This window comes from Acinetobacter venetianus RAG-1 = CIP 110063, assembly GCF_000368585.1.
GTDB classification, from domain to species: Bacteria; Pseudomonadota; Gammaproteobacteria; order Pseudomonadales; family Moraxellaceae; genus Acinetobacter; species Acinetobacter venetianus.
In genome coordinates this window covers 346,117-359,243 of sequence record NZ_KB849557.1, presented here as the reverse complement: position 1 = coordinate 359,243, position 13,127 = coordinate 346,117, and the positions used below count along the sequence as shown (strand labels likewise).

Genomic DNA, 13,127 nt, shown 5'->3' with positions numbered 1-13,127 from the left:
AGCTAAATTGTGCAATGATTTGCTACATTTTGTCAGTACAGAATATGATAAAACTAGATGATATTGATGATAAGTGCTTATTGGTCATTTATTTATGAAGATTGATAAGTTCTACATGTTGCAAAACTATCGAATGAATTATGTTCATATGATGATAGCAGCATGTAATAATTGCCAGATCCAAGGAAGTACCAGAATTTTATGAAACTTCAAATGATAGCGTGTGCAGTTGCAATTGCGACTGGTGGTTTATTTTTTTCTCATACAATCAATGAGGCTTTTGCAGCAACTGAAACGCCAATCGTTTCAAGCGTAATCAAACCATCGCAAGAGCAAGCTTTGGTCGCGCGCCAGCTAGCAACCTTGGTCGATCGTCAGCATTATTTAAATATGCGTTTGGATGCGACAACTTCAAATCGCATTTTAGATATGTATCTCGATAGCCTTGATCCAGATCATTCATTATTTTTACGCAGTGAAGTTGAAGACTATAAGAATAAATATGGTTCAAATTTTGGTAGCGCTTTAAAAGCAGGGAATCTGACAGGGCCATATGCAATTCATGCTCAATATCGTGACCGTTTGAAACAGTTCTATGAATTCATGTTAGCTGAATTAAAAAAGCCACAGAACTTGAATCAAAAAGATGTGTATTTAGATATTGATCGTGAAAAAGCGGCATACTTTAAAACCTCTGCCGAGCAAAAAACACACTGGCAGAAAATGCTGGTTTCACAATTAATCAATCTCACGATCAGCAAAGAAGAGGAGCAAGCGAAACAAAAAGCCTTAAAAGCTAACCCTTCGCTTGCCAATGGACAAGATTTGACGGGCCCAGAAGATTTAACCCCAGTTCAAACTTTAACTAAACGTTATACTCGTCAATTAGAGCGTATTGGTCGTGTCAAAAGTGATGATGTGTTAGATAAAACACTGAACGCGATGTTAGCGACTTACGATCCACACAGTAATTATTATCCGCCGATTGATGCGATGGAGTTGAATCGTCAAACAACTTTACAGTTAGAAGGCATCGGTGTTTCGATTCGCCCAGAACGTGGTAATGAAGATTACACTAAGATTGAAACCATCGTAGAAGGCGGGCCAGCAAGTAAATCAGGTCAAGTGAAATCAGGAGATCGCATTATTGGGGTTGCTCAAGATGGCGAAAAAATGGTGGATGTGATTGGTTGGCCTAGCTCCGAAATTGTTGGTTTGATTCGTGGTAAGCGTGGTACGAAAGTAGTGGTTCGTTTGTTGGGCGCTGGCGCATCGATGAGCCAAGCACGTAATGTCACTTTAACGCGTGACATCATTCAAGAAGAAGATGCAGGTGTTCGCTCTCGTACCGTTGAAATTACTCGCGACGGTAAAAAACATAAGTTTGGGGTGATTGAAATTCCATCTTTCTATTTTGACTACCGTTCACGCCGTGCTGGTACTGAATATCGCTCAGTCTCTGAAGATACAGCAAAAGCATTTGAGTCATTAAAAACTCAAAAAGTGGAAGGCATTATGGTCGACTTACGTAATGACCCAGGTGGTTCATTAGAAGAAGTTGCCCGTATGCTTGGTCAGGTGATCAAGTCAGGTCCTGTTGTCCAAATCCGTGATGGTAATGGTAATGTCAATGTCTTTGAAGATACTGATGGCGGTGAGCAAATTTATGCAGGGCCAATGGCGGTACTTGTGAATTTAGCTTCAGCTTCAGCGAGTGAAATTTATTCTGCAGCGATTCAGGATTATGAGCGCGGTATTATCATTGGTAGCACAACTACGGGTAAAGGAACGGCACAAGTCCAATTAGATTCTTTAGCTCATGGTCAAGCGACATTGACACAACGTAAATTCTACCGTGTAACAGGTGGCAGTACGCAGAATAAAGGGGTCGTTCCAGACATCAAATTGGTAGATATTTACAATGAGGAGTTTGGTGAGCGTAAGGCGAAGAATGCATTGAAATGGGATACGATTCCAACTGCACCATTCAAGCGTGAAGGTTCAATACAGCCTTATGTTACTAAATTATCTGAGCTTTCTCAGCAGCGTGTAGCGCTTGATCCACAGTTTAAATATTTAGAACAACGTAAAGCTATTTCTCAGAAAACTTCTGAGCAGAAAAAAGTTGTACTAGATATTGATCAACGCAGAGCTGAATTGATTGACTTGGAAAAACAGACTTTAGCAGCTGAAAACCAGCGTCGCAAAGAAACAGGGCAAGCACCGTATGCGAACTGGGAAAGCTATCAAGCATCTATTGATGCATTGGTTGAATCTCGTGCCAAAATGAAAGCACACCTTCGTCCACCACTACCAGAGGAAGAAACTTTCATTAATGAAGCTGCAAATGTGCTTCTAGATTATTCAAAGTTGCAAGGTCGCTAAAAATTAAGTGATAAAAAAGCCCTGAATATTCAGGGCTTTTTTATTGATTATTCAGTTTTATTGTTGACTCGAATCCATATTTGGCTGCGTCCTAATACAGAAACGCCGACATAGCCACGTAAATGTAAACGCTGTCCATTCGAGCTCAGTTTTGTTGTGAGGCTATACATGCGACCACTGTTAGGATCTAAGATTTTGCCACCAGTATATGTTAAATCTTTTTTGTGCTTGAGTTTGGTAATAACGTTTAAACCTAAGATTGGTTTATTGGTATAGGGTGCAGGACAACCCGTACAGAATTCTTTTGGCGTATATCCTGTGCGAGGCGTGATTTTTGTAACCTTGCCCGTATAGGTGCCATCTGCATTTTGAGTAATTTCAACTTGCCCTTTAGGTGCACCCGTAAGGTCATCTACACTTTGCCAAGTTCCTGTAATATCTTGTGCAAATGTTAGATGGCTTAGCCCCATGAATAAAAATAGTGTAATGAGTTTTGTATACATATTTAAGCCGCTCAGCCTATATTCTTGTCCCTCTATTATTTCGGATTTCTAATAATAGATTCAATCTTTATTTTACAATTGTGCATTTTTATTAATTGTTGAAATTTCAATAATTTTCAGGCTAAAAAGTAGAAAAGCTTTCTCAAAGATTGTTAGACAATGAGAAAGCTTTTTGTATAAACCGTGATCGAAGAGAAGATGGTAGATGCTTTATCTATCTGAGTTTTATTCAGTACGAATCCAGATTTGATTGCGTCCTAAAGCCGATACACCAAGATAACCACGTAGATGCAATCGTTTGCCATTTGAACTTAATTTTGCTTTCATGCTGTAAACTTTGCCTGTATTCGGATCAAGAATACGACCATTACTATAATTAAGTCCTTCACTGTGCTTCAGACCTGTAACAACATCTAAGCCTAAGATTGGTTTATTGGTATAAGGTGCTGGACAGTCTACACATATTTCCTTTGGAGTATAGCCTGCACGAGGGGTGATCTTTACGATTTTACCTGCATAACTACCATTCGTCTCTTTACGAATTTCGATTAACGCTTTAGGTGCCCCAGTTTTGTCATCAATACTTTGCCAAGTCCCCGTGATGTCTTCTGCGAAAGAAAAGCTACTGATTGCAGATAAGAGTAATGCACCTATAAGTTGTTTGCCCATCATTAAAAATCCTTTTAACGTTTGAAATCCCATTATGTCGGATTTTTGACAATTAGTTCAATCTTAATGTGATATTTGTGGCAAATTTTAAGATAAAGACAGTATAAATGTCGGTAACCAGATCGCTGTAAATACACCATTTACTGCCATACCAAACGCTGCGTAACGACCAGTCACAGGGCCACGTTGCCATGCTTGCGCTGTTCCGATGGCATGAGCTGCTAAACCTAAAGCAAGACCAGATGCACGTTCATCATGGATGTGTTTCAAAATCCAAGGAGAGAAGGCAGCACCAATTACACCAGATAAAATGACAATCAATGTCACCATCATCAATGGCGCATGTAATAGGGTAGCGATGTTCAGTGCGATAGGAGTCGTAACTGCACGTGTAGCAAATGCCATGATTGTAGGTTCAGACATATGTAATAAATATGCCAAACCCATTGGCAATGCGACCGCACTGATACTCGCAAAGCATAAAATACCGATCATTGATTTAATCGGTAAATCATCATAGCGCATTGCAGCTAAAGGAATAGCTAAGGCAACCGTGACATAGCCTAATAAATGATTAAAGATATCATTTACGTTCTTCATGTAATGCTCATAAGGAACGCCTAAAATGGCCAATAAAGCAATAACGATAAACATTGCAAATACGATCAACGGAATTTGCGGGAATTTTTTATTGAGTGGTTTCGATATCAGATAGCTGACCAAGGTGATCATAAAGCCATAAATAATCATAAACATATTTAGCGACTCCTATAACCAACGCTTTGCCATTTTGGCGTAAATCCAAAGAGGGAGTAAGGTACTTAACGTAAGTACAAATAAGAAAACAGGGATCTCTTTGCCTAAGTGAACCAACATAATCAAAGAACCTGCGCAGATGGGTAAAAATGCAAATGCGCTTTCTTTCATGATTTTATTATTAGTATCAATCAAACGATTCGAAATCTTTCTAAATCGTCTCCAGATTAATAACGTTGCAAGCAAACTCATCAAACCGACGAGATTGCCGAGTTCTGGATGATTAAATACTTTAGTGATTGCGACGGCACCTTCACGAAATACGACAATCAATAAAATCGTATAAAACCAAGCTGTCCAATCAATATCTTTCATGTTGTCTCTTACTCATTTATCTGAACAATGGACGATTACCATTATGATGATGTCATTCTTTTCTTAAGATGCTACCACGGGAAGAAAAAATTTATTGATCTTTCACGTATTCAAACTCTTCTAATGGTCGTTTGAATAAAGCGGCTTTCTCTCCAAGAATTTCATCTAGTGGTAAGTGGGCTTGTCTGATGATTTGTTCCAGTTTTTGTGGTGCTATACAAACTGATAAATGCAAATCACCTTGCTCATCGTAATGCTCAGATTGAATTACATTCAGTGTATAGAGTTGCGTGCGTAGTTTACCGTATGCAGGTTTCAAGACTAAATTAAAGTGTTGTAATTGTCCTAATAAGCACTGTTGTACAGCCTGACTTAATAAGGCTAAACCTTCGCCAGAATGTGCGGATACATAAACTCGATCTGGAAAATCAGGAGATTTATAAATGATTTTTGCACTATCTCCACTTTGGTCAATTTTATTATAAACATGCAAAATGGGTGCATCTGCCCCAATCTCTTTGAGCACAGACTCAACAGCTTCTATTTGTTCAAGCATATTCGGGCTACTACTATCCACAACATGCAACAGTAAGGTAGCTTCCAAAGTTTCTTCTAGTGTTGCTTTGAAAGATTCAACCAAATCATGTTGTAGGTTGCGGACGAAACCTACGGTATCTGCTAATACAACTGTACCAATCCCATCCCAATCTAAACGACGTAAGGTTGGATCTAAGGTTGCAAAGAGTTGATCTGCCGCATATACATCACTTTTCGCTAGAATATTAAAAAGTGTAGATTTCCCAGCATTGGTGTATCCAACGAGAGAAATAGTTGGAATGGCTGCTTTCTGACGAGCAGCTCGACCTTGTAAGCGTGTTTGTTGAACCTTGATTAATTTTTCTTTGAGTTGTGTGATACGAACACGAATCAGTCGACGGTCAGTTTCTAGTTGTGATTCACCTGGGCCACGCAGCCCAATCCCACCTTTTTGTTGTTCTAAGTTCCCAGTAAAGCCTCGGATTAAACGCGTTGACAAGTGTTTAAGTTGGGCAAGTTCGACTTGTAATTTACCTTCGTGTGTACGCGCGCGTAAGGCGAAAATATCAAGAATCAATCCTGTACGATCGATGACACGACACTTCAGTATTCTTTCTAAATTACGTTCTTGGGCGGGACTCAAGGAGTGATCAAAAATAACCAACTCAGCTTCAAGTTCCTGTACTAGTTCTGCAATTTCATCGACTTTCCCTGAGCCAATAAAAAACTTAGGATCAGGTTTATTTCTTTGTACAGAAATATGTTGCAGGATTTCAGCGCCAGCAGATTGAGCGAGCAATCGAAACTCTTCAGCATCAAGATCATCGAGGAGTTGAACAGAAACACTGACTAAAATTGCCCGTTCGCCACCTTGATGCTGCTCAAAATATTCCACGCTGCTGTCATATCCTAGGTATTAAAGTCCTATTTTAGAATAAACTTTAACGAAAGGGCAAAGACTTACTCGATTTATATGACATTACGACGAATTAGCTCAATGAATCCGATTAGCGTCCCCATATATAAAATAGCCCAGCCTAAAAACATTTTTAAAGCATAACCATAAGAGATGGTATTTTCGACTTCAGTGGCGGTGCTGTTGGTGTGCATAGTAGGACTCTTTTGATCTATTATTTCGATTGATTTATATTATTTGATCTAATTGTTGATTTGAAATTGAAAAAAATCATGCTCACGTTCGTTTTTTATTATCAAGATAACTATTATAAGTGGATATTGGCATGATATAACTTGCTTAACTCAAAGCGTATATACCGAGATTTTTTGGTAATTTATCTGTGTATAACGTGAGAATTGATTAATTAAAAGTAGCGGAATTATATAGTCTGCATCTTGTATCATCCAAAGATGCTTGTGCCTTTTGACATTCATGCCACAAGTGTCTATGACGGGTGAAAACCCAATGGTTTTAATGATTTTATGACTCAAGAAACAACTGCAGTAGATAGCGCACCATTAAATTTATTTTCAAAATTTAGTTTATATAGTCGAAAATTAGCTTCTGGTTTAGAGACCATTGGTGAAGGCTTTTATCTTATTTATCGTCATGGTTTATATAAAGATCCAAATAATCCAGTAAATACACGCTATGTGCAGTATTTCTGTCGTCGTCTATGTGAAGTCTTCAATATCGAAGTACAAGTGCATGGTACGATTCCGCGTGAACCTGCACTTTGGGTGAGCAATCATATTTCATGGCTTGATGTTGCTGTACTTGGTTCTGGTGCTCGTATTTTCTTTTTGGCCAAAGCAGAAGTAGAAAAATGGCCAATTCTAGGAAATCTAGCGAAAGGTGGAGGTACGCTTTTCATTAAGCGAGGTTCAGGGGATTCAATTCGGATTCGTGAACAAATTACTGAGTTTTTAAAACAAGATATTCCAGTACTATTTTTCCCTGAAGCAACGACCACAGATGGTCATAAGGTTAAAAAAGTACATGGTCGATTATTAGGTGCTGCGATTGAAGCGCAGAGACCTGTTCAGATTTGTGTGATTTGCTATGTCAATCAACATGGCGAACTTGATATGGTTGCACCTTTTATCGGTGAAATGTCTTTTGCTGAGCATGTGCAACGCGTTTTAGAAATGCCGAAAGTCACTGCACATTTAATGACATTACCTGCTATTCCTGTAGAAGGACATACAGTTGATACCTTAACCAAAGAAGTTGATCGCCAAATGCGTGCGGGACTTTTAGAGTTACAACAAAAGGTTTTAAACACCCCACCTGATGCTACATAAAACCTTCGATAGGTAGCCAAGACAAAACTTTAACCCCAGCTTTTTGCCACCATTTCATCCGAGGTTCTTTTGTGTAAACAACAGGACCTTGAGGTGTTTGGCGTTGCCATGTGATTTTCTTATTCGCATTTAGAACAAGTTTATAGGCGTATTTACTAAGATTTTGATCCATAGTTGCGTGCACAGCTTGAGCCAAAGGTGGGCTATCAAGTAAAACACCAATTTCAGTATTTAAATAAGCTGAACGTGGATCAAAATTAAATGACCCGATAAAAACTTGCTTTTCATCCAGCGCCATTAGCTTTGCATGTAAACTTGATCGGCTAAGACCTTTAATATTAACTTTGGCTTTTTTGGCTAAATCTTCAGTATGTTTGTCGAGGTCATCTTTATCTAAGGCAGGTAAGAATTCATAAAGTTGAACGCCTTGCTCTAAAAGCTCCTTTCGATATTTACCATAGAAAGCATGTACCACAGCAACGTCATTGGCTTTAAAAGAGTTGGTTAAAACTCTAACCTTCACACCATCTTGGGCTAGATCGCCTAAGATTTTTGCCCCTTTTTTTTCGGGAACAAAATAAGCTGAAATAAGATCAATATTTTTCTCAGGCTGTTCTAAATGATTGATCAGTTGGAAATTAAGATGTTCTTGCTTTTTCGCTTTAGACTTGATTTTATCGGGTGAGTCTTTAACAACTTCCGCTTTAACCCAATCTAATGAAATGTCTCGATTGATCAATGCATCGATTGATTGTGAACGATCTGTTAAATCTAAATAGTTTTGTACAGTGACTTTTTTATAGTGATCATCAAGCTGTTGTTTTAAACTTTCATAGCTGAGACGATGAGATTTTGGATTAACGATTTCACGAACATCATAGGCATATTCATGATTCCAATAATCATCAAAAGACTTGGAAATGTCATTTACCGCCGTTCCAAACAGCATGACATCAACATCTGAAAATTGATAATTATCACTAACGTTATAGTATTGATTCGTCATATTACGACCACCGATCAGTGCAACCTGATGATCTGCAATAAAACTTTTATTATGCATACGTCGATTAATACGTTTTAAATCTAAAACCATATCGATTGCGCGGTATTTGCGAAAGCGATAAGGGTTGAATAATTTGACTTCAATGTTAGGGTGTTGAGCTAAAGCTAAGAAAATACCTTCGGTATGTTTTGCATTATTGTCATCAATTAAAAGTCGTACTTTCACACCACGATCAGCCGCACCAATCAATGCATGTAATGCAAGTGCTCCAACTTTATCGTTATCCCAAATATAGTATTGAAGATCTAAAGTTTTCTCTGCTTTATCAATTAAACGCAAACGAGCAGCCAAAGCCTCCAAGGGCTCATATAAAACATGATAGCCTGTCAGGTTTGGATGTTGTTGCTGTAAAGGTTGAATTACTTGCGCTAAAGTTGTATCAGCAGTGTTGATCTGTAAGGTGGGCTGTGATGTTGGTTCAATTGTGTGCTTTGGTAGCGTACTACAGCCCGTCACCGTGATCGCAATACTGCAATAAATCGCAAGCATACTTTTATTGTAAGTAGTTGTACTTATTTCTGTATGTTTGCTATTTATGCGAGAAAATTGCGTCATAATTGTTACTGATTAAAAGTTGGGCTTGAGTATAACATTTCATCTAAAAATATAAATATGAGATGCGATATCTGTCCCTAGATGAGGTTAATGAGATCTGTAATGCTTGATTCAGATACAACAGTTTTGATTTTCTATTCGATTTTCGCAGTTCTAGCACTCTGGGCATTTATACAGGCTTGGGTGCATCAGTCACGTACAGAGACAATTCATCCTTTTAAAGCTTTTGTGCACTTATTGGCTTTTTATCTCTCTTATTTACTTATTCCACTCTGGTTTTTTAGTTTGTATGCAGGGTGGATTGGTTACTACAGCATACATCAAACTACGTTTGTATTTCTATTAAGTAGTCTTTTAATTTATGCCCGCTTTATTGAGCCGCATACAGTTCATGTCAAATATCATCAATATCGTTTGAATCCGCATCGTGAATTTAGCAAGCCTGTGAAAGTGGCGGTTGTGGCTGATATGCATGTTGGATTGTTTTCAGGACATGAGCGACAGTTAAAAACGATTGTTAGAAAGCTGAATCAGGAGAAACCTGATCTTGTGGTTGTGGCGGGCGATTGGACATACGAACCTGAGAATCGGTTAGTGCATGAGCTTGCAGTATTGAAACAGATTGAAGCTCCTGTTTATTCAGTACCAGGAAACCATGATGAGCAATATCCTGGACCACCGATTCAAGCGTTATTAAATGAAGCATTAAGCCAAAATAATGTGATTGATATCGAAGGCAAGATTGTTGATTTTGATGAGTTTCGTTTAGTGGGTATTGGTGACTTATGGGCAGGTAAGGCGAATATGCGTTTCTTACCAGAGCTGCCACAAGATAAACCGTGGCTGATTTTGTCACATAATCCAGATACTGTAGACATGGTTCCAGAGTTACCCATGCGTCCGTTAATGCTGTCAGGACATACACATGGCGGACAAATTGAATTACCGTGGATTACCAATTACATCATGAAGAAAGTTTCGATATTAGGGCATAAAAAAGGATTTTATATCCATGAACATGCAGATGTATTTGTCACGGTGGGTACAGGCATGGTTGGCGTTCCTTTTCGATTTAGAGTGCCTCCAACGATTGATATTATTGAGCTAAAATAAAAAAAGGCCAACTTTATTGTTGGCCTTTTTATTTATTAATCATTTTATGGAATGATAATCACAGCAACGCGACGGTTATTTGCACGATTCTCGTCACTTGTGTTTGGAACAAATGGTTGTTTAGAACCACGCCCAATTACAGTTAGATTATTTGGTTTAAACCCTTCATTAACAAAAATAGAAGCAACACTCTGAGCACGTTCTTCAGATAGTTTCTGATTGTATTCAGGATTACCAATATCGTCAGTATGCCCGACGATTTTTAATTTCTCTAAATCATATTTTTCTAGCTGTTTTGCTAGGCGAGTAATTTCTTTACCATGCTCTGGCTTAATATCTGATTTATTAAAGTCGAATAATAGGCGCTCTGGTAAACCAAGGCTCCAGCCCTCATCCGTTAAAACAAAGCCTTCTTTTTTTAACATTTTAACTTGACGGTACTTAAGTGGACCAAAACTCAAACATCCAGCCAATGTTAGGCAGAGTAACGCAATAAATGAAATTTTAATGGTATGAGTGCGCATAACATGTCCTAAATTTCTGGTTTATATAAAAACCAATGTGGATTTAAATTCTTTGCTTTATACATTGCTTGATCGGCTTGCATTACCAAATCTTCTGGATTTTCTGCAAATTGGGAGAACGCAATACCCAGACTAAAACCAAAATGAATAATTTCACCGTTAAAATTTAAAGGTTCTACGCTGCTTGCAAGTAGCCCCTCAGCAATAGCTTTCAAATGGTCAGCATGGTGAATTGCATGCAAAATAATCGCAAACTCATCTCCACCCAATCGAGCAATAAAATCTTCTTGTCGAACAGATAACTTTAAACGCTGAGCCATTTCACGTAACACAGCATCTCCAGCTAAATGTCCAAACTGGTCATTAATAAGCTTAAACTTATTATTGTCGATGAATATTAACGCAGAATTGTGACGAAATAGAGGGTTTTCGAAAATATTGAGTAATTCTTCATAAAAATAATGCCGATTTGGCAGGCTTGTTAGCTGATCATGGTGTGCTTGAAAAGAAAGCTGGCGATTTTCTTTTTGTAAGTTGTTATTCCAGATTTGAATTTCTTCTAATAATTCATTAAATACAGTATTTAAATTTTGGAACTCTTTAATATGATTATTTGGGAAGCGTAAATTATAAGCTTTTTGATCGCTGACTAATTGGGCAATATGCGTGAGTGGCTTAATTGCTTGCATAATCTGGCGATAAGTTAAATTTACCGACCATAATAATGCAATCACAATAAAGAACATGGAAATAGCTAAACCAATAATAATGGTCTTAAGAAAATGTAAAATATTTTCAGAACTACCATATAGAACAAGTTCTCCAACTTTTTTCTTATGGTGAACAATCATAAGTTTAACAGGATCATGCAAAAACCATTTGTCGAGTAAATCCTGTAAAAAAGAAGTGTTTGCAATCTTCTTTGTACTTTCTGCCAATAATTGTTGTTGCGGATCGTAGACGTGAATACTTCGAATTGCATGTTCTCTTGTGTAGTCATCCAAAATTTGATCAATCGCGCCTTTATCTTTAAAGACGACTGCTGGTTGAATACGCTCAAGCACAGTTTGACTCAGTAATTTAAGGTTCTGTTTTGCATAAGTTTCCATCGTAAACATAGAAATCGTGGCAAAAGTACATGAACAAATTACAAAGGTAATTGCGAAAATCGTAAATTGAGATTTACGGAATAATGCATGTAATGAAGTAGATTGATATAAATTTGAAATCACTTTAACTACTCCGTGTTCTTCGCCAAAATTAAGACGCGAGGGTCGATATGAACCTTGGAGTAACTCAAAGCATCTAAATTTACTTTAAAAGTAGAAAAGGTCTTTTTATTGTAAAGACAAAAAATACTTCCGATTTCACAAGTAGAGTTATTAGTACTTAATGATAATAAAAATCGAGAAGGGTAAGACTGAATTAAATTTTGTTGTTGCTGAGGCGATGTTGTGGAGAAATAAGCAACATGACATTGAGTCTTAGAAAACTCTTTGGCGCTCACTGCCTGCACTTGATAATCATAAGATAGTTCTTTCACACTTGCTTGAAATTGATTAGTCGCTTCTGGATTATCAATAACACAAATAGTTGGTCGTGTTGTATTAGGCCATTTACTATAACTTAATATTGTTAATGCCAACTCATAAAAGCTATGGTTTGAAATGGCGTAACAAAGCCCACTCGTAGTTATGACAACTACAAGCATCAAAAGCTGCGCCGTTTTATGAACAAACCGTATTTTCAATCAAAAAAACCAAAAAGTGTGAAGCAAGAGACATATTCTACTGGACTTAATTGTTTAAAAAAAGTTCTTAATCACTCAGAAAAGCCAATAAAAGTAACTATTCAGTTCAAAAAACATGCATTCGGTAATAAAAAATAAAAAAGGGGGTTGAATTGGTTTGGGAATGCTGTAGAATGCACATCCATCGGCGGTGATGCAGATAAAAACTTGTTGATAAACAAGGATTTGGCTAGATTGGTTAGATTCTTGGGTTGGTTGATAAGTTTATAAAATATCTAAATTACCTGTTGACTTTGAAGAAATTTAGAGTAATATAGCCGACCTAGCTTGATGGTGATGAACCATTGAGAAGATCATTAAGAGAATAGAAGAACAACTTGTGTGGATTTTTACTAGTTGATCAATCGATATATATTATCATTGATAATTGGTAGAAATTTCTCGAAGTTTATTTGAGCAAATTTTTTGTCAGTAATTGATGAGCCAGAATTAGCACCTTGTCTTAACTAAGGTGCAAAATGATTTTAACTGAAGAGTTTGATCATGGCTCAGATTGAACGCTGGCGGCAGGCTTAACACATGCAAGTCGAGCGGGGAAAGGTAGCTTGCTACTGGACCTAGCGGCGGACGGG

The 13,127-nt window shown here is 37.7% G+C and carries 13 protein-coding genes; 3 read left to right on the top strand and 10 right to left on the bottom strand.

Going from position 1 to position 13,127, the window contains the following annotated elements; genetic code table 11:
• Positions 1-201: 201 nt before the first annotated feature.
• A complete protein-coding gene (locus F959_RS03180) occupies positions 202-2,385 on the top strand; it encodes a carboxy terminal-processing peptidase (protein ID WP_004877495.1) in 2,184 nt (727 codons plus the stop codon).
• A 47-nt stretch (positions 2,386-2,432) separates the two neighbouring features.
• Here F959_RS03180 and F959_RS03175 read toward each other — a convergent pair whose 3' ends face one another.
• From F959_RS03175 to F959_RS16680, 6 genes are all read right to left on the bottom strand, one after another.
• Positions 2,433-2,888, bottom strand: coding sequence for a DUF2147 domain-containing protein (locus tag F959_RS03175; protein ID WP_004877494.1), 456 nt, complete (start codon positions 2,886-2,888; stop codon positions 2,433-2,435).
• Between the two features lie 225 nt (positions 2,889-3,113).
• Positions 3,114-3,557, bottom strand: a complete 444-nt coding sequence (locus F959_RS03170) for a DUF2147 domain-containing protein (protein WP_023012931.1) — start codon at positions 3,555-3,557, stop codon at positions 3,114-3,116.
• An 87-nt stretch (positions 3,558-3,644) separates the two neighbouring features.
• Complete coding sequence (locus tag F959_RS03165) at positions 3,645-4,313, bottom strand: LrgB family protein (RefSeq protein WP_004877491.1); 669 nt, start codon at positions 4,311-4,313, stop codon at positions 3,645-3,647.
• A 12-nt stretch (positions 4,314-4,325) separates the two neighbouring features.
• Positions 4,326-4,688, bottom strand: a complete 363-nt coding sequence (locus F959_RS03160; RefSeq protein ID WP_004877490.1) for a hypothetical protein — start codon at positions 4,686-4,688, stop codon at positions 4,326-4,328.
• Between the two features lie 91 nt (positions 4,689-4,779).
• Positions 4,780-6,120, bottom strand: coding sequence for a ribosome rescue GTPase HflX (gene hflX, locus F959_RS03155; protein WP_004877489.1), 1,341 nt, complete (start codon positions 6,118-6,120; stop codon positions 4,780-4,782).
• Between the two features lie 74 nt (positions 6,121-6,194).
• Entirely contained in the window at positions 6,195-6,335 is a 141-nt protein-coding gene (locus tag F959_RS16680; RefSeq protein ID WP_004877488.1) for a hypothetical protein, read from the bottom strand.
• A gap of 330 nt (positions 6,336-6,665) precedes the next feature.
• On the opposite strand from F959_RS16680, the gene F959_RS03150 reads away from it, so the two are divergent.
• Positions 6,666-7,487: a lysophospholipid acyltransferase family protein gene (locus tag F959_RS03150; RefSeq protein WP_004877487.1), complete on the top strand. Its 822-nt coding sequence runs from the start codon at positions 6,666-6,668 to the stop codon at positions 7,485-7,487.
• On the opposite strand, the gene F959_RS03145 is transcribed toward F959_RS03150, so the two are convergent.
• Positions 7,480-9,042: a phospholipase D family protein gene (locus F959_RS03145; RefSeq protein ID WP_017196799.1), complete on the bottom strand. Its 1,563-nt coding sequence runs from the start codon at positions 9,040-9,042 to the stop codon at positions 7,480-7,482. The two genes, F959_RS03150 and F959_RS03145, sit on opposite strands and share 8 nt — an antisense overlap.
• Positions 9,043-9,210: 168 nt before the next feature.
• Between F959_RS03145 and F959_RS03140 the strand changes: the two genes are divergently transcribed.
• A complete protein-coding gene (locus F959_RS03140) occupies positions 9,211-10,221 on the top strand; it encodes a metallophosphoesterase (protein ID WP_004877482.1) in 1,011 nt (336 codons plus the stop codon).
• A gap of 44 nt (positions 10,222-10,265) precedes the next feature.
• Here the strand turns inward: F959_RS03140 and F959_RS03135 are convergent, their stop codons facing one another.
• The 3 genes from F959_RS03135 to F959_RS03125 are packed head-to-tail and all read right to left on the bottom strand — an operon-like array spanning position 10,266 to position 12,456.
• The gene (locus F959_RS03135; RefSeq protein WP_004877481.1) at positions 10,266-10,745 is read right to left on the bottom strand and encodes an outer membrane lipoprotein YfiB; all 480 of its coding nucleotides are present in this window, start codon (positions 10,743-10,745) and stop codon (positions 10,266-10,268) included.
• Between the two features lie 8 nt (positions 10,746-10,753).
• Positions 10,754-11,977, bottom strand: coding sequence for a diguanylate cyclase DgcN/YfiN (locus F959_RS03130; protein WP_004877479.1), 1,224 nt, complete (start codon positions 11,975-11,977; stop codon positions 10,754-10,756).
• Positions 11,978-11,982: 5 nt separating this feature from the next.
• Positions 11,983-12,456 (bottom strand): regulatory sequestration protein YfiR, encoded by a 474-nt coding sequence (locus F959_RS03125; RefSeq protein ID WP_004877477.1) that lies wholly within the window; start codon positions 12,454-12,456, stop codon positions 11,983-11,985.
• Positions 12,457-13,127: the final 671 nt, after the last annotated feature.